Genomic DNA, 17,423 nt, shown 5'->3' on the forward strand with positions numbered 1-17,423 from the left:
GCAGTGCGGCGCAGAGTTGTGACGCGGAGCGTCACGAGAGGCATTCCCTCACTGGAGCGTGAGGAACGATAGCCGTCAGGTAGATCAGGCTCAATGACCGCTGTGATCACCATGCCCGCTGTGCTCGTCGCTGGTCAGTGACTTCGCAATTGCGGTGACTTGAATCGACTCTTTCACGCCCTTGGCGTCTTCCACGGTCAGGGTCAGAGGCACCTGATCACCCTCTTTGACCTGCGCTGCAAGGCCCATGAACATCACGTGGTAGCCGTCGGAATCGAGCATCACCGGTTTGCCGGCTGGCAAGTCAACCGAGTTGACGCGCTGCATGCTCATCACGTCGCCTTTCATGCTCATCTCATGGATCTGCACGGTTTTCGCAACAGGTGAAGCAACGTCGACCAGCTTGCTGTCCGTGTCCGAAGTGATGCGCATGAACGCACCAGTGGCGGACTGGCCCGGCACGGTGGCACGCACCCAGGCGTCATCGACTTTGGTTTCGGCCAGCGCCTGAGCGCTCAGGCCCAGCAGCGAAAGGGTCAACAACAGCGGCTTTGCGACGTTACGAATCAGAACGGTCATCAGCATACTTCCATCAAAGTGAGCAGATCTTCAGTGCATTGTTGGGCGGACAGCCTGTGCGACAAGCCCAGGCGCAGCACGCCGCGGGTGTCGTAGACATAACTGGTGGCGGTATGCGAGATCGTGTAGGTGTCGCCCAGCGGGACCTTTTCGAAGAATACGCCGAACTCCTTTGCCGTTGCGGCCGTTTCTTCAAGCGTACCGGACAGGGCGACGAAGGTCGGATCGAAAGCCTTCACGTAGGCGTCGATCACCTCGGGCGTATCACGCTCCGGGTCGAGGGTAATGAACACTACCTGGAGGGTCTTGCCCTCTTCGCCCATCAGCTTTCTGATCTGTGCAGCTCGCGCCAGTGCCGTCGGGCAAATGGCCGGGCATTGGGTGAAGCCGAAGAAGATCATCGGCATCAGGCCACGAAAACTCGACAGGGTCTTGACGTTGCCTTGTGCATCCTTGAGTCGGAAGTTGCGGCCAACTATCTCGTTGCTCATGTCTTTGCCGTGCTTGAACGGCAAGGCATTGGAATTGCCGCAGCCAGTCAGCAGGCCAAGGCTCAGCAACGAGAGGCCTGTGACCACCTCGCGGCGGGTCGGTTGGTACGTCATGTCTTGCGTCCCCTGGAGGGTTAGGCGCGTGGGTTCTGACACATTCAAAGGCCGCGAATTTACCACCCCAAGGCAACAGGGAATACCGCCAATCCTGTTTCAAACCATGAGCAGGCGCGCAAACGTCGGCCTCATGGGCTGCAATACGTCGTGCGACAAAACAGCACAGGCAGCTTTACCTCCCTCAAGTACTGTTACCGACCACCCGTGCGCAACGCTTTAAATGCATATAAAACATATAACAAATAAAAATAATTCAATATTTTTATAATTAACATATAACCAAAAGGCCTTTCACAGGCTCGTTTCATAACCCTATATTCGCCAGCAAACCGACCCTTGCCTTGTGGAGGTGCCCAAAACTTTCTCAGCATTGCCCAAGGATCACTCCGTCATGGCCTTACCCGCTCACGCTTCCCGCCACGCCCCGCGCAACCCGCTGATCAAAAGCATAGCGCTTGTCGGCCTTGGCCTGATGAACCCCGCTCAGGCCGCCGATGAAACCCTCGACCGTGAGGCCCGGCTGGAGAAGGTCACGGTGATTTCCACCGGGGTTCGCGGTACACAGCGCACCGTGACTGAAAGCCCGGCCCCGATTGATATCGTAACCAGCGATCAGTTACTGAAAACCGGTCGCGCCGACCTGACCGAAGCCATCGCCAAACTGCTGCCTTCGTTCAACTATGGCACCAACGTCGCAGGCTATAACTCGACCATCCGCCCGTTGTCCAACCGCAGCCTTGCACCGGCCTACACACTGGTGCTGGTCAATGGCAAACGCCGCCATAACAGCGCCCTGCCCGCCAATGGCTCGACCGACAGCAGCGGCGCGAACTCGGTGGACATCGACATGATCCCGATCAGCGCGGTGGAGCGCATCGAGGTGCTCAAGGACAGTGCCGCTGCGCAATACGGCTCGGATGCGATTGCCGGGGTGATCAACGTTATTCTCAAATCCAGCGCCGAGGGCGGCCATCTGGGGGTGACGTACGGCAAGCTGTACAGCGGTGAAGGCGAAGTGACCAAATTCGAAGGGGACACCGGCTTCGAACTGGGTGACGGCGGCTTTCTGCATCTTTCGGCCGACGCACGCAAGCGTGGCGATGCCAGCTGGAACGAAAAAGCCACCAATAACGCCTACTTTCCCGGCGACCCTCGAGAGGCGACGTGGGACCGGGTCGGCGTGAAGAATGGCGACCCGCAGATCAAGGCGTTCAACCTGGCCTACAACGCCGAACTGCCGCTGAATGATCAGATGAAGCTGTATTCCTACGGCACTTACGGACAACGCGACGCCATCATCAACAACTACTTCCGCTATCCCAACAGCAACGCCAACGTTCCCGAACTGTTTGCCGACGGCTACTACCCGCTGAACAATCTGGACGACACCGACTATCAGTACCTGATTGGCGCCAAGGGTGAAGCGCTGGGCTGGAACTGGGACCTGAGCACTACATACGGGCGCAACAACAACCATCAGTACAGCGATCTGACCATCAACCCGTCGCTGGGACCGGCCTCGCCGACGTCGTTCGACGACCTGGCGACCTACCGATTCGAACAATGGGTCAACAACGTCGACATCACTCGTGCGTTCGACGGGCTGTTTGGCGTGCCGCTGCAAGTGTCCGCAGGGCTTGAGCATCGCTGGGAACGGTTCCGGACGTTTTCCGGCGACGCGCAGGCCTATCAGGTGGGCGGCTATCGCTTTCCGGCTACTCTGCCCAATGGTCAGGCCAACCCGCTGGCCGGACAGCTGGCGTCGATTGCCGCCCAGGCCGCAGCGGTCATCTCGCCGCAGGATGCCACCAGCCTGCAACGCAACAACTACGCAGCTTACGTCGATTTCGGTATCACCCCGATAGAACCGTTGTTTGTCGACCTGGCGCTGCGTGCAGAGCATTTCGACGATGACTCGGGCAACACGGTCAGTGCCAAGCTCAACTCGCGTTACGAATTTACCGACACCTTCGCCGTACGCGGCACCGTCGGCACTGGCTTTCGTGCGCCCTCGCTGACCCAGATCGGCTACAGCATCTCGGACAACCGGGTCGGTGCGGCGCCGGATGGCACCATCGTGCCCGCGGTAACGCGCATCGCGCCGGTCAACTCGGCGCTGGCCCAGGCGCTCGGCGCGACCACCCTGGACCCGGAGAAATCGCGCAATCTGGGGTTCGGCGTGACCTGGCAACCGGCACCGCGCACCAGCCTGACCGCAGACGCCTACTGGATCGAGATCGACGACCGCATCGCCCGTACCGAAAGCCTGTACGGCCCAGCGCTGGCGCCCATCCTGGCGGCTCAAGGTGTGGACACCAGCACCTGGACTTCGTATTACACCAACGCGTTTGACACCCGCACCCGCGGCCTGGACATCGTCCTCGACCATTCCAGCCAGTACGGTGCATGGGGCAACGTGCGCTGGAGCGCCGGGTTCAACTACAACAAGACCATTATCACCGACGTCAAGGACGCACCGGCAGCCTTGCAGGGCTTGGGCAGCAACCCTGGCGGCAGCCTGACCTGGGTCGGCCGGGCCCGCGAAGGCGACCTGACCGATGCTCAACCGAAAACCAAATGGGTATTGGGCGGCAAATGGACGCTGGGCGACCTGGGCGTGAATCTGCAAACCACCCGTTACGGCAAGGTCAAGACCCTCCAGCAGCTGGAAAGCGGTGATCGCAGCTTCGGGGCCAAGTGGATCACCGACCTGGATGTGTCCTACACCCTCTACGACAACATCACCCTCAGTGTTGGCGGCACCAATATCTTCGATGTGCGCCCGGACAAGAATGCAATCCCCTCCGCCGTCGGACTCAACCTGTACGGCAATTCACCGTTCTATCCGGGCGGTGGATTCTGGTACAGCAAGATTGCCTATGATTTCTGACGTCTGCACAGACTTGCTTAGCGTGCCGCCGCGCCGTGCAGAAAAAACTGCGTCACCAATGCGCCCATACCGGCGCGAGCCACACGGCCGCGGCGTTCGGCGTCGACCATCCCGGAGAGCAGCGCTGCGAACATTTCGGTAAGGACGGCGGCACTGACGTCGATCCGGAACAGACCTTCATGCTGACCACGCAGGAAAAACGCATCGAGGGCGTCGGAGTAAGGCAACCAGCGGCGCCCTCCGCTGCTTTCATCGAGCGAATCCGGGCGCCACTGAAATACCAGAAAGACCAGCATTTCGCGGTGCATGAGGTGGTTGTCGACCAGTCGTTGAAGCGCTTCCAGCGGCGGAGCATGCTGCAGATCCGCGTCGGCGACCATCTGGTTCATCAGGTCCGAGGCGTGATTGAGCAACAGTTCCACGAGGTTGGCGCGGGTGCCGCAGAAGCGGTTGAGCGTCGCCTTGCTGACGCCAGCCGCTTGAGCAATATCCTTGAGCGTACCGTTGGAATGGTCAACCAGCGCAACGGCCAGGGCTTTCAGAAATTTGTCGTCAGCGGCAGGTAATTCCATCGGGTACGTCTTCAACTCGTGTTAAGTGGCAGGCGGCGCATTGTGCAGAAACCTTACCGCGTTCTCAAAGCCTATACACAATTAGTCACTAAAGTCTCACATGAGTCAATGTTGACTCACTCTCTTACACAGTAGATCATTCGCGGCTTTAGTGTCTGATGGGCTGCGCCCGGGTGAGCGATGAGTGGTTTGAGCGATTGGCGTGTCATGCCTGCGGTAGCGCTACTGGCAGTGTTGGGTCTGGCCGGGTGCGAGCAGAAACAGCAGCAGGATCACGCTGCATCGACAGCACCCAAAGAGGTGGAGGCCATTGCCGTCAAAGCCGAATCGTTCACGGTCGTTGATGAACTGCCCGGCCGTATCGAACCGGTTCGTGTGGCGCAGGTACGCGCCCGGGTGGCCGGTATCGTGCTCACGCGCAATTTCGAGGAAGGCGCCGATGTGAAAGCGGGCGCGGTGCTGTTCCAGATCGACCCGGCACCGTTCAAGGCCGCGCTGTCCAAAGCTCAGGGCGACCTGGCCCGCACAGAAGCCACACTGTTCGAAACTCAAGCTACGGTCAAACGTTACGAGTCGCTGGTCGAAATCGAAGCGGTCAGCCGTCAGACCTTCGACACCGCCCGCTCTGCGCTGCAAAACGCCATCGCCGCTAAAAAGTCGGCTCAGGCAGATGTCGAAACCGCCAGGCTGAACCTGGGCTATGCCACGGTCAAGGCGCCTATTTCAGGACGCATCGGCCGCGCGATGGTCACTGAAGGCGCGCTGGTCGGTCAGGGCGAAACCACCCTGCTGGCAACCATCCAGCAACTCGACCCGGTCTACGCCGACTTCACCCAGCCGGTTGCCGACGCCTTGCAAATGCGCGAGGCCATTCAGGAAGGTCGCCTGCCCAAGGGTGGCGAAGACGCGCTGTCGCTGAGCGTCGACGGTACTGACTATCAAAGCACTGGCACCCTGTTGTTTACCGACGTTGCAGTAGACCGGACCACCGGCCAGGTTTCGTTACGCGCCCGCTTCGCCAACCCCAAAGGTGTGTTGCTGCCGGGCATGTATGTGCGGGTGCGCACACCGCAGCGGGTCGATGCCAATGCCATTCTCGTCCCGCAACGTGCCGTTCAGCGCTCCAGTGATGGCGCAGCTCGCGTACTGGTGATTGCGCAGGACGGTACGGTCGAAGTCCGCCCGGTCAAAACCGGCGCAATGCAGGATTCGCGCTGGCAGATCACCGAGGGGCTGAAGGCAGGTGAACAGGTTGTCGTCGGCAACATGACCGGGCTCAATTCCGGTGACAAGGTCGTCGCCAAATCGCCCTCCGCCCAGCCGCAATCCAAGTCGCAATAAAGCCGCCTTCAGCGCGATCGAGGATCACCGTTCATGTCTCTGTTCTTTATCAAGCGACCCAACTTTGCCTGGGTGCTGGCCCTGTTCATTCTGCTGGCAGGCCTGATGGCCCTGCCCGCCTTGCCAGTGGCGCAGTACCCTGATGTGGCACCGCCGCAGATCACCATTACCGCTACTTACCCCGGCGCATCCGCGAAAGTGCTGGTCGATTCGGTGACCAGCGTCATCGAGGAAGAGCTGAACGGTGCCAAGGGCATGCTGTATTACGAGTCGACCAGCAACTCGACCGGCAGCGCTGAAATCAATGTGACATTCGTACCGGGCACCAACCCGGACCTGGCACAGGTTGAAGTCCAGAACCGTATCAAGAAAGCCGAAGCGCGTCTGCCGCAGACGGTGCTCAGCCAGGGCCTGCAAGTCGAACAGGCCAGCTCCGGCTTCCTGTTGATCTTTACCCTGAACTACAAGGACGGCTCGGCCACCAAGGATACGGTCGCGCTGGCCGACTACGCGGCCCGCAACGTCAATAATGAAATCAGCCGGGTGAACGGCGTCGGCCGGTTACAGTTTTTCGCCGCCGAAGCCGCAATGCGGGTCTGGATCGATCCGCAGAAGCTGGTTGGTTTCGGGCTCTCCATCGATGACGTGAACGCGGCCATTCGTGCGCAGAACGTGCAGGTTCCCGCAGGCAGCTTCGGCAGCAGCCCGGGCTCATCACTGCAGGAATTGACCGCGACACTGGCGGTCAAGGGCACGCTGGACAACCCGGAGGAGTTCGGCCGCATCGTATTGCGTGCCAACGAAGACGGCTCCACGGTGCATTTGTCCGATGTGGCACGCGTGGCCATCGGCAGTCAGGATTACAGTTTTGAATCGCGCCTGAACGGGCAACGTGCAGTGGCCGGTGCCGTGCAACTGTCGCCAGGTGCCAATGCGATCCAGACCGCCCGGGCAGTCAATCAGCGCCTCACCGAGCTGTCGGTCAATTTCCCGGAAGGCGTCGAGTTTTCGATACCGTACGACACCTCACGCTTCGTCGACGTGGCCATCGACAAGGTGATCTACACCCTGATCGAGGCCATGGTGCTGGTGTTCCTGGTGATGTTCCTGTTTCTGCAGAACATTCGCTACACGCTGATCCCGACCATTGTGGTGCCGGTGTGTCTGGCCGGGACCCTGGCGATCATGTACCTGATGGGCTTCTCGGTGAACATGATGACCATGTTCGGCATGGTGCTGGCCATCGGTATTCTGGTCGACGACGCCATTGTGGTGGTGGAAAACGTCGAGCGGATCATGGCCGAAGAAGGCCTTTCTCCGGCAGCCGCAACGGTCAAGGCAATGCAGCAGGTCTCCGGCGCGATTTTCGGTATCACGCTGGTACTGGCCGCCGTGTTTCTGCCATTGGCGTTCATGGGTGGCTCGGTCGGGGTCATCTACCAGCAGTTCTCGCTGTCGCTGGCCGTGTCGATTCTGTTCTCGGGTTTCCTGGCCCTGACCTTTACCCCGGCACTGTGTGCCACGTTGCTCAAGCCGATTCCTGCCGGGCACAGTGAGAAGCGTGGGTTCTTCGGCGGCTTCAATCGGCTGTTCGGTAAATTCACCGACCGTTACGAGCGGGCCAGTTCCAGCATGATCAAACGCGCTGGCCGCTACATGCTGTTGTACGTCGGTATCGTCGGTCTGCTGGGCTTTTTCTACCTGCGTCTGCCGGAGTCTTTTGTGCCCGTGGAAGATCAGGGTTACCTGATCATCGACGTGCAACTGCCGCCCGGCGCGACCCGGGCGCGTACCGACGCCACCGCGCAACTGCTGGAAAACTACATGCTGTCACGCGAGGCAACCGGCGCGGTGACCATGCTGCTGGGCTTCAGCTTCTCGGGCATGGGTGAAAACGCCGGTCTTGCGTTCCCGACCCTGAAGGACTGGTCGGAGCGCGGCAAGGGCCAGTCGGCAGCTGAAGAAGCGGCGGCGTTCAACCAGCATTTTGCCGGGCTCGCCGACGGTACGGTGATGGCGGTGACGCCTCCGCCCATTGACGGCCTGGGCACCTCGGGCGGCTTCTCGCTGCGCCTGCAGGACCGTGCAGGCCTGGGCCGCGAAGCCCTGCTGGCGGCACGCGACAAGCTGCTCGGCGAAGCCAACGGCAACCCGAAGATTCTCTACGCGATGATGGAAGGTCTGGCCGAAGCGCCGCAATTGCGCCTGAATATCGACCGCGAAAAAGCCCGTGCGCTTGGCGTCAGTTTCGAGTCGATCAGCAACGCGTTGTCCACTGCATTCGGCTCCTCGGTGATCAGCGACTTCGCCAATGCCGGGCGTCAGCAACGTGTCGTCGTGCAGGCAGAACAAAGTTCGCGAATGACCCCGGAAAGCGTGCTCAAGCTCTACGTGCCCAACAGCAGCGGCACGCTGGTGCCGCTGGGCGCGTTCGTTTCGACGCACTGGGAACAAGGCCCGGTGCAGATCGCCCGCTACAACGGCTACCCCGCGTTCAGGATTTCCGGCGATGCAGCACCGGGGGTCAGTACCGGTGAGGCGATGGCGGAAATCGAGCGGATCGTTTCCGAACTGCCGCAAGGCATCGGCTATGAATGGACCGGCCTCTCCTATCAGGAACGAGTCGCCAGCGGCCAGGCAGCCGGCCTGTTCGGCCTGGCGCTGCTGGTGGTGTTCCTGCTGCTGGTTGCACTGTATGAAAGCTGGGCGATTCCGCTGGTGGTGATGCTGATCGTACCCGTCGGTGCGCTGGGCTCCGTGCTGGCAGTGACTGCGGTCGGCATGCCCAACGATGTGTACTTCAAGGTCGGGTTGATCACCATCATCGGGCTGGCAGCGAAAAACGCGATTCTCATCGTCGAGTTCGCCAAGGAGCTGTGGGATCAGGGCCATTCGCTACGTGACGCGGCACTTCAGGCTGCGCGACTGCGCTTTCGGCCGATTGTCATGACATCGCTGGCCTTCATCCTTGGCGTCGTGCCGCTCACGCTGGCGACCGGCGCAGGCGCAGCGAGCCAGCGCGCGATCGGCACCGGCGTCATAGGCGGCATGCTCAGCGCTACACTGCTGGGCGTGATTCTGGTGCCGATATTTTTTGTCTGGGTCCTGTCAGTGTTGCGCCGCAAGCCGCACGTACAGCAGGTTGGTGGCGATGCACAGCTACCCGAGAAACCATAAACGACGAGTGGTCAGCGGGCTGGCGGGCTTCAATCCCGTCACTCCGCCGTTGGCCCGCTGCCGGTTTGCGAGTCCGCCGATGCCTTGACGCGGGTCCAGGCCGGCAGTGTGCTGGTAGCGATTTCCGACGCCACATTCACCCGGTTGCGACCTTGTGACTTGGCGGCATACAGCGCACGGTCGGCAAGTTCGATCAGGCTGCGCTGGTCGAGTTGTCGATCCGTGCCGACGAAGGTGGCAACGCCGAGGCTGACCGTCACGATGCCAAACGGGCTGGCGGGATGCTCGATCTGCTCGTCGCGGATAGCCTGCAGGATGTTCTCGGCCACCTGACGAGCACTCGACTCGTCAGTGCCGGGCAGCACCACCGCGATCTCTTCACCGCCATAACGAGCAGCAACATCACCGGGGCGGCGGATGCATTGTTCGACCACACGGGCCATTGCCACCAGGCACTCGTCACCAGCCAGATGGCCGTAATGATCGTTGTAGCGCTTGAAATGATCGGCATCGATCAGAATCAGTGAGAGCAGGCTGCGCTCGCGTCTGGCACGCTTGAATTCAACCTCCAGAAACTGATCGAATCTTCTGCGATTGGCCAGCCCGGTGAGCTTGTCTTCCGAAGCTATGAACTCCAGGTGCTGATTCAACTGGATGAGGGCTGCCTGAGAATCGAGTAACTGATCTTCCGCACGTATACGGCTGTGAATGTGCCCTATCAGACGGATGCCAAGGCCGACCACCAGCCCGAGCAGCACCAGCATGACCAGAATCGACTGTTTGGTCTGGCCCAGCCAGTCGAGCATGGCCTCTTTCTGGCCCAGCGCGACGACAGTGACAATCGGGTACACGGCGCTGCGCTTGAACGCATAAAAGCGCGCAACGCCGTCGATTCTGGAGACAAACTGAGTGGTGCCAGAGGGTCGATTGCGCTCAGAAGTAAAGATCGGCGTCGATGAGAGGTCACGACCTATTTCCGCTTCCAGGTGCGGATAGCGCACACGCAACTGCCCGGCCGTCGACGTCAGGCTGATGATGCCGGTTTTGCCGACCTGAATATCCGAATAGAACTTCAACAGATGATCGACACCAATGGTCACGACCATCAGCCCGGCAAAACTCGAATCAGGGTGGTTGATGCGCCTGCTGACCGATATGACCCATTCGCCGGAGGCGCGACTGCGAATCGTCGGGCCGATGTAAGGTGCTTTGTCAGGCGTCTGCAGGTGGTGCTGAAAGAACTCGCGCTGGGTGCTGTTGACGCCAATCGCCTTGGGATTGGTTGAAAAGGTGCAAATACCGTCAGCGTTGTACAGCGAAACCGTACCGATTTGCGGCAACGCGCCCATCTCACGGGCAATGACCCATCTGAGACGCTCGATCTGCTCGGGCCCGGCACCGTCTCTTTCGACACGCTCCGTCAGGCCGATCAGCATCAGCTCGCTTTGTTTGAAAATGCCGTCCGTGTAAGTGCTCAGCGCCCCAGCCAGATTAATCGTGCTGGTCTGGATGTTCTCCAGCGTGTTACGGCGCGCGGTCCATGCTTGCCAGGCCATCAACATCACCACGCAGGCGCACACTACGAAGATCAGCCATGACGCAAGCCGAAGGTCGCGTTTCAAAACTTGCCTCCACAACAGGTGAGAACCAGTGCATCTGGTTTTTCTGAAAACCGGACCTGATTGCTCAGGGGCCATCGACAATCCTTTCGCTATCAACTGCCATTGTCGGCAAGCGTTCGGCCGTACCTGAAGGCCTGGCATTAATGAAGCATGCCAGAGAGTGGCATCATAATGCCACGTACAGCGGTCTATTGGTTGATCGGGGTTCAACATACGCAGACAGGCACGCACTGGATCACAGTGGTGCCTGATTTTCTGGAGGGCTGTTTTCTGAAGGGGCTGGAAGCGAAGCTCGCTTACAGGGGCAAGGCAGGACGCACGTATTTGCCGGGCTTCATGCTGTTTCGGCGACAGGTTTGCGCAGTGCCGCAGCTTCCAGCTCGCGCACTAAAGGCAGCACGTGCTCGCCGAAATAGGCGACTTCTTCCTGGAAATGCAGAAATGCGGAAAGTACCAGATCGACACCAACGGACTTGAGCTCGACGATGCGCTCGGCAATCTGACGCGGCGTGCCGATCAAATTGGTCTTGAAGCCATCGTTGTACTGCACAAGATCCTGAAAGGTGGATTTGGCCCAGTTGCCCTCGCCTTCCGGGCTGGCCTTGCCGGCCTGTTTCGCAGCATCACCAAACGCATTGACGGCTTCCGGGTCTGCCTTGTCGACAATTTCGGCCAGCACCGCTCGCGCTTCTTCTTCGGTGTCCCGGGCAATGATGAAGGCATTGACGCCGATTTTCACCGAATGGCCGTTCGCGGCAGCCTTGGCTCGAATGTCATCGACCTGGGCCTTGATGCCTTCGACGGTATTGCCATTGGTGAAATACCAGTCTGACACCCGGGCCGCCATATCACGCGCAGCACGTGAACTGCCGCCCTGAAAGATCTCGGGATGAGGACGCTGGATCGGCTTGGGTTTGAGGGTGTAATCGTGGAAGCGATAGAAGTCGCCCTTGAAGGTAAAATTGTCGGTGGTCCAGATACCCTTGAGGGCCCGAATGAACTCTTCGGAACGGCGATAGCGCTCGTCGTGCTCCAGCCAGGGTTCACCAATGGCCTGAAACTCGCCCTTGAACCAGCCGCTGACAATATTGACCGCCACGCGCCCGGCGGTGAGCTGATCAATGGTTGCCAGTTGTTTGGCCGCCACAGAGGGCGTCCACGGTCCTGGCAATATTGCTGCAATGACTTTGAGCTTTTCGGTGGCCGCCAACAGGGCATGGCTGAACGCTACGGACTCATGCTGGAATTCCGCACCGTAACCGGCGGTGAAGCGAATTTGCGTCAGCGCATATTCGAAACCGGATTGCTCGGCGATCTGCGCCAGCTTGCGGTTGTAGTCGATGGTCCAGCTGGTGCGCTGTTCGATCTTGCTGACGACCAGCCCACCGCTGACGTTCGGAACCCAGTACGCAAATTTTATGGAAGATTGGCTCATATCGGCACTCCTCTGACTGCAGGCTTCCCGAGCGCATTAATCGAACGGGCTTGCAGAAGCACAGAGCAGCAACCGTGCCAGACAGTTAAATGACTATAGATCAAAGGGTTGCAGCGCCTGGAGAGTAGCGTCAACTGTTTGCACTTCGGCAGGCTGTCGAAACGCTGTTGCCAGAGCAACAGTACCTGGCCGGGTTACTCACTCACGCAGCGTTTAATTGCGCAGAAACAAACCGACGGAAGGCTGACCGCGCAGCTATCCAGAATCAAATGGCTAGGGTAATTTTGGATCCAATGAAACCGTATTCATCCGCAGGAGCACCGATGAAACTGCATGCCTTTTTACTGGTCTTGATGATCCCCGCACTGTCGGCGCATGCCGAAGCCAAAACCATAAACGTCCCCCATGACCCGACCGGGCAGCACGCGCTGGTGGAGAAAAGCGGCAGCGCCCAAGCGCGCGTCGTCGTTACTCGACGTGAAGGTCTGCTGGGCGTGATCTACTCCAAGCGCGTCTACAACTGCGCCAATCACACAGTGAACCTGGTGGGCACCGGCTCTACCCTGGAGATCATGGAACAGGCTCAGGCCATCAGCGGCATGGGACCGGTGATACGTGACTCCACAGCCGACTATATCGAGTCCGAAGCCTGCAGCTGATCTCGCCCTGATCAAGCACCTCCCCGGCTGAATTCACCACGCCCGAAAGCGCCTCTCATGAGGCGCTTTTTCATTTCGGCTGCCGCGCCATTCAGCCAACACGTCGGACGCAAAAAACGCTTGCACGTAAAGTATTACGGTATACCATCAGACAGAAATAACTCACCACGCCCGTGCAGGCGTCAGGATTTAAGCGAGGTAAGTGTCATGAAGTTTTCGTTGTTCGTGCACATGGAACGCTGGGATGAAAGTGTCAGTCATCGCCAGCTTTTCGAAGACCTGACCGAGCTGACGCTGATGGCCGAGCAAGGCGGTTTCAGCACCGTATGGATCGGCGAACACCACGCGATGGAATACACCATCTCGCCGAGCCCGATGCCGCTGCTGGCGTATCTGGCCGCCAGAACCACGCGCATTCATCTGGGCGCGGGCACCATCATTGCGCCGTTCTGGCATCCGTTGCGGGTGGCGGGAGAATGCGCGCTGCTGGATGTGATCAGCAACGGACGCATGGAAGTCGGCCTGGCACGCGGCGCCTATCAAGTGGAGTTCGACCGCATGGCGGGCGGCATGCCGGCCTCCGAAGGCGGCAAGGCGCTGCGCGAAATGGTGCCGGTGGTGCGTGCGCTGTGGCAGGGTGACTACGCCCACGACGGCGATATCTGGAAATTCCCGACTTCGACCTCCGTGCCCAAGCCGATCAACACGCCACCCATGTGGATCGCTGCGCGCGACCCTGATTCGCATAACTTCGCCGTGCAGAACGGCTGCAATGTGATGGTCACACCATTGATGAAGGGCGACGAAGAAGTCGTCGACCTGAAGAACAAGTTCGAAGCAGCGCTGGCCAATAACCCTGACGTACCTCGGCCACAACTGATGGTGTTGCGCCACACGCATGTGCATGCTGCGGACAACCCTGAAGGCTGGAAAACCGGTGCTGCCGCCATCGCGAAGTTCTACCGCACCTTCGACGCCTGGTTCGGCAACAAGCAGACGCCGGTGAATGGTTTTCTGGCGCCCAGCCCGGAAGAGAAATTCAAGGAGCGTCCGGAGTTCGAGCTGGAGAATATCCGCAAGAACACCATGATCGGCACGCCGGAAGAGATCATCCCGCGCATCCGCCATTACCAGGAGCTGGGGGTCGACGAGTTCAGCTTCTGGTGCGACAACAGTCTGCCGCACGCCGAGAAGAAAAAATCACTTGAGCTGTTTATCAAGTACGTGGTGCCGGTGTTTCGTTGAGCTGAACGAGAACGACAGTTCGCTTGCCAATACTCCGCGTTGGCGTGCAGTTCAGGACGCTCCGCGTCCCTTGCGACGCAGAGCGTCGCGAAATGCATTCCCACGCTGGAGCGTGCGGAACGAGAGGTGTCTGGACTTTACTCTCGCTCCACTCAGTTAAGGCCAACCTTCAATGGTTATAAGCCCGCTCGTTATGCTCGGCCAGATCCAGCCCCATCTCTTCCACTGATTCATGCGCACGCAGGCCGATCAGTGCCTGCACGGCCTTGAGGATGATCCAGCTGACTGCGAAGCAATATACCGTGGTGAACAACACGCCTTTGATCTGGGCAATCACCTGGGCTCCCATGGTCACGTCCGGCACCAGCCCGCCCATTGCCGGCACGCAGAACACGCCGGTGAGCACTGCACCGATCATGCCGCCGATGCCGTGCAGGCCGAAGACGTCGAGGCTGTCGTCGTAACCCAGGCGTTTCTTCAGGACGGTCACGCTCAGGTAGCAGAACACCCCGCACAGCACGCCAATCGCCAGTGCTCCGCCGACTCCGACGTAGGCACACGCCGGGGTGATGCCGACCAGACCCGCCAACGCGCCGCTTGCCAGGCCCAGCGCGCTGGGTTTGCCGACCTTGAACCACTCGGTGAACATCCAGCCGAGTATTCCGGCGCAGGCACCCACCTGCGTGTTGAGCATGAGGATGCCTGAGGTGCCGTTCAGGCCGCCACCGGAGCCGATATTGAAACCGAACCAGCCGACCCAAAGCATCGCCGCGCCAGCCATGGTCAGGCTCAGGTTGTGTGCAGGCATCGGGGTATTCTGATAGCCCTTGCGTTTGCCCAGCACCAGACACGCCGCCAGTGCCGCGACACCGGCATTGATGTGCACGGCCGTGCCACCGGCGAAGTCCAGCACGCCCCAGTTGTGCATCAGTGCACCTGCCCCGCCCCAGACCATATGCGCCACCGGCGCATACACCAGGGTGAACCACAGCGCCATGAACAGCAGCGCGGCCGAGAATTTCATGCGTTCGGCAAAGGCTCCGGCAATCAGCGCAGGCGTGATAATGGCGAAGGTCATCTGGAAGGTCACAAACACGCCTTCCGGAATGTCACCGACCAGACTGTCGGGGGTCATGCCGGCCAGAAACGCGCGGCTCAGTCCGCCGACAAAGCTGTTGAAGCTCACCTGCCCTTCGACCATGTTGCTGGTATCCACCACCATGCTGTAGCCGTAGATGACCCACAGTACGCCGACCACTCCGGCAATGCCGAAGCACTGGGTGAACAGCGACAACATGTTCTTGGCCCGCACCAGCCCGCCGTAAAACAGTGCCAGCCCCGGAAGGCACATGAACAGCACCAGCACGGCTGCGGTGATCATCCATGCCGTGCTGCCGGTGTTCAGTACGGGGGCGTCAGTTGCCTGCGCAATCGGAGCAAAGGCACCTAGCGCGAGTAAAGCTGTAAGGGATTTGCCGTGTAGACGATTGACCATGTTCAAAGCTCCCACAAATGAATGGAAAGTGTCTGGCAGCAAGGAAGGTCATCGAGACAGGCGAGGCTCTTCGGCCTCTTGGGGGTCAAGTTCTCGTTCCCACGCTCCGCGTGGTAATGCAGTTCGTGACGCTCTGCGTCACACAGCGGTTCTGCGACTTCAGATGCATTGAGGTTCGGCTCAGGTTACCTTTTCGCCCCTCGGCGACCTACTTTGATGGGGCCAAAGTAGGCAAACCCCCTCGCTCCTGTTTCCGGCCCGACTTCGTCGCGTTCCTTCGCCCTGTCACTGATCCGGGGGTCGCCGCAACGGACCATCCATGGTCCGGTGCGGCTAGCCTGGCGTCCTGCCAGGCTACCCCCGGATCAGCGCCAGGACTCAGCCGTCACTAACGTCGCACTCTGCGTCGTCTGTGCCATCGTGATCGAAAAGCACGTTATGGCGTCAGTATCCAGAGCCGGACCCCGGAATCCACGATGTCCCGGCCAGGGGCACTCGGGCCATGGCCGCTGATTCGACGGTCAGTGCCACCAGATCTTCCGGGTCGAGGTTGTGCAGGTGTGATTTACCGCACGCGCGGGCCATGGTCTGGGCTTCGAGGACGAGTACGCGCAGGTAGTTGGCCAGACGCCGCCCGCCTTCGACCGGGTCGAGACGTTTGGACAGTTCCGGGTCCTGCGTGGTGATGCCCGCAGGGTCGCGGCCGTTCTGCCAGTCATCGTAATAGCCCGCTGCCGAGCCGATCTTTTTCAGTTCTTCGTCGAGCCGCGGATGGTTATCGCCCAGGGCAATCAACGCGGCTGTACCAATTGCCACTGCGTCGGCACCCAGCGCCATGGCCTTGGCCACGTCGGCGCCGTTGCGGATACCGCCGGAGACGATCAGTTGCACCTTGCGGTGCATGCCCATTTCCTGCAATGCCTGCACCGCTTGCGGGATGGCGGGCAGAATCGGGATGCCGACGTGTTCGATGAACACTTCCTGAGTGGCCGCAGTACCGCCCTGCATGCCGTCGAGCACAATCACGTCAGCACCAGCCTTCACCGCCAGCTTGACGTCGTAGTACGGGCGGCTGGCACCTATCTTCACGTAGATCGGCTTTTCCCAGTCGGTGATCTCGCGGATCTCGGCAATCTTGATCGCCAGATCGTCGGGGCCGGTCCAGTCCGGGTGACGGCACGCAGAACGCTGATCGACGCCGACCGGCAAGGTGCGCATGCCAGCCACGCGCTCGGTGACTTTCATGCCCAGCAACATGCCGCCGCCACCGGGTTTGGCGCCCTGCCCCAGGACGATTTCGATGGCATCGGCCTTGCGCAGATCGTCCGGGTTCATGCCGTAACGCGATGGCAGGTACTGGTAGACCAGATGCTGCGACTGACCGCGCTCTTCCGGGGTCATGCCGCCGTCGCCGGTGGTGGTGCTGGTGCCTGCGATGGTTGCGCCGCGACCCAGCGCTTCCTTGGCGTTGGCCGACAATGCGCCGAAGCTCATGCCTGCAATGGTCACCGGAATTTTCAGGTACAGCGGCTTTTTGGCGAACCGATTACCCAGCACCACGTCGGTGCCGCACTTCTCGCGATAGCCTTCCAGCGGGTAGCGCGAGACGCTGGCGCCTAGCAGCAGCAGGTCGTCGAAGTGCGGCAGTTTGCGTTTGGTGCCGCCGCCGCGAATATCGTAGATGCCGGTTTCCGCAGCACGCTGGATTTCCTGAATGGTCAGGCGATCGAAGGTGGCCGACTCGCGCAGGACTGGAGCAGGTTTGTGGCTGATAGGGTCGCTCATGGTAGTGCTCCTGGA

At 60.1% G+C, this 17,423-nt stretch carries 12 protein-coding genes; 5 read left to right on the forward strand and 7 right to left on the reverse strand.

All coding sequences use genetic code 11. From position 1 onward, the window contains the following. Positions 1-90: 90 nt before the first annotated feature. Positions 91-585: a copper chaperone PCu(A)C gene (locus tag RYB09_RS00330; RefSeq protein ID WP_031596194.1), complete on the reverse strand. Its 495-nt coding sequence runs from the start codon at positions 583-585 to the stop codon at positions 91-93. Further along, entirely contained in the window at positions 579-1,184 is a 606-nt protein-coding gene (locus RYB09_RS00335; RefSeq protein WP_004658527.1) for an SCO family protein, read from the reverse strand. Before RYB09_RS00335 ends, RYB09_RS00330 begins: the two co-directional genes overlap by 7 nt. A 394-nt stretch (positions 1,185-1,578) precedes the next feature. On the opposite strand from RYB09_RS00335, the gene RYB09_RS00340 reads away from it, so the two are divergent. Beyond that, on the forward strand, positions 1,579-4,077 hold the full coding sequence (locus RYB09_RS00340; RefSeq protein ID WP_316887101.1) for a TonB-dependent receptor: 2,499 nt from the start codon (positions 1,579-1,581) through the stop codon (positions 4,075-4,077). Between the two features lie 17 nt (positions 4,078-4,094). Here RYB09_RS00340 and RYB09_RS00345 read toward each other — a convergent pair whose 3' ends face one another. Beyond that, positions 4,095-4,649, reverse strand: a complete 555-nt coding sequence (locus tag RYB09_RS00345) for a TetR/AcrR family transcriptional regulator (RefSeq protein WP_005779656.1) — start codon at positions 4,647-4,649, stop codon at positions 4,095-4,097. A gap of 180 nt (positions 4,650-4,829) precedes the next feature. Here RYB09_RS00345 and RYB09_RS00350 point away from each other — a divergent pair, with 180 nt between their 5' ends. Beyond that, on the forward strand, positions 4,830-5,990 hold the full coding sequence (locus RYB09_RS00350) for an efflux RND transporter periplasmic adaptor subunit (protein ID WP_122258606.1): 1,161 nt from the start codon (positions 4,830-4,832) through the stop codon (positions 5,988-5,990). 33 nt (positions 5,991-6,023) lie between these two features. Continuing rightward, the gene (locus RYB09_RS00355; protein ID WP_122258607.1) at positions 6,024-9,167 is read left to right on the forward strand and encodes an efflux RND transporter permease subunit; all 3,144 of its coding nucleotides are present in this window, start codon (positions 6,024-6,026) and stop codon (positions 9,165-9,167) included. Positions 9,168-9,205: 38 nt separating this feature from the next. Here the strand turns inward: RYB09_RS00355 and RYB09_RS00360 are convergent, their stop codons facing one another. After that, positions 9,206-10,789 (reverse strand): sensor domain-containing diguanylate cyclase, encoded by a 1,584-nt coding sequence (locus RYB09_RS00360; RefSeq protein ID WP_058401114.1) that lies wholly within the window; start codon positions 10,787-10,789, stop codon positions 9,206-9,208. Positions 10,790-11,123: 334 nt separating this feature from the next. Beyond that, positions 11,124-12,224, reverse strand: coding sequence for a dimethylsulfone monooxygenase SfnG (gene sfnG / locus RYB09_RS00365; RefSeq protein ID WP_044322159.1), 1,101 nt, complete (start codon positions 12,222-12,224; stop codon positions 11,124-11,126). A gap of 323 nt (positions 12,225-12,547) precedes the next feature. Here sfnG and RYB09_RS00370 point away from each other — a divergent pair, with 323 nt between their 5' ends. Further along, positions 12,548-12,883, forward strand: a complete 336-nt coding sequence (locus tag RYB09_RS00370; protein WP_058401113.1) for a hypothetical protein — start codon at positions 12,548-12,550, stop codon at positions 12,881-12,883. Positions 12,884-13,090: 207 nt separating this feature from the next. Next, a complete protein-coding gene (locus RYB09_RS00375) occupies positions 13,091-14,128 on the forward strand; it encodes an LLM class flavin-dependent oxidoreductase (protein ID WP_122258608.1) in 1,038 nt (345 codons plus the stop codon). Positions 14,129-14,297: 169 nt separating this feature from the next. On the opposite strand, the gene RYB09_RS00380 is transcribed toward RYB09_RS00375, so the two are convergent. Then, positions 14,298-15,623, reverse strand: a complete 1,326-nt coding sequence (locus RYB09_RS00380; RefSeq protein WP_316887102.1) for an ammonium transporter — start codon at positions 15,621-15,623, stop codon at positions 14,298-14,300. Positions 15,624-16,067: 444 nt separating this feature from the next. Continuing rightward, positions 16,068-17,408: an FMN-binding glutamate synthase family protein gene (locus RYB09_RS00385; RefSeq protein WP_003423978.1), complete on the reverse strand. Its 1,341-nt coding sequence runs from the start codon at positions 17,406-17,408 to the stop codon at positions 16,068-16,070. Positions 17,409-17,423: the final 15 nt, after the last annotated feature.

It is taken from the genome of Pseudomonas syringae group sp. J254-4 (genome assembly GCF_032586855.1).
Taxonomy (GTDB): domain Bacteria; phylum Pseudomonadota; class Gammaproteobacteria; order Pseudomonadales; family Pseudomonadaceae; genus Aquipseudomonas; species Aquipseudomonas amygdali.

What these genes read in the sequence shown, in the direction of transcription:
- RYB09_RS00330 (WP_031596194.1), bottom strand. Translation starts at nt 585, where the DNA reads ATGCTGATGACCGTTCTGATTCGTAACGTCGCAAAGCCGCTGTTGTTG.
- RYB09_RS00335 (WP_004658527.1), bottom strand. Translation starts at nt 1,184, where the DNA reads ATGACGTACCAACCGACCCGCCGCGAGGTGGTCACAGGCCTCTCGTTG.
- RYB09_RS00340 (WP_316887101.1), top strand. Translation starts at nt 1,579, where the DNA reads ATGGCCTTACCCGCTCACGCTTCCCGCCACGCCCCGCGCAACCCGCTG.
- RYB09_RS00345 (WP_005779656.1), bottom strand. Translation starts at nt 4,649, where the DNA reads ATGGAATTACCTGCCGCTGACGACAAATTTCTGAAAGCCCTGGCCGTT.
- RYB09_RS00350 (WP_122258606.1), top strand. Translation starts at nt 4,830, where the DNA reads ATGAGTGGTTTGAGCGATTGGCGTGTCATGCCTGCGGTAGCGCTACTG.
- RYB09_RS00355 (WP_122258607.1), top strand. Translation starts at nt 6,024, where the DNA reads ATGTCTCTGTTCTTTATCAAGCGACCCAACTTTGCCTGGGTGCTGGCC.
- sfnG (WP_044322159.1), bottom strand. Translation starts at nt 12,224, where the DNA reads ATGAGCCAATCTTCCATAAAATTTGCGTACTGGGTTCCGAACGTCAGC.
- RYB09_RS00370 (WP_058401113.1), top strand. Translation starts at nt 12,548, where the DNA reads ATGAAACTGCATGCCTTTTTACTGGTCTTGATGATCCCCGCACTGTCG.
- RYB09_RS00375 (WP_122258608.1), top strand. Translation starts at nt 13,091, where the DNA reads ATGAAGTTTTCGTTGTTCGTGCACATGGAACGCTGGGATGAAAGTGTC.
- RYB09_RS00380 (WP_316887102.1), bottom strand. Translation starts at nt 15,623, where the DNA reads ATGGTCAATCGTCTACACGGCAAATCCCTTACAGCTTTACTCGCGCTA.
- RYB09_RS00385 (WP_003423978.1), bottom strand. Translation starts at nt 17,408, where the DNA reads ATGAGCGACCCTATCAGCCACAAACCTGCTCCAGTCCTGCGCGAGTCG.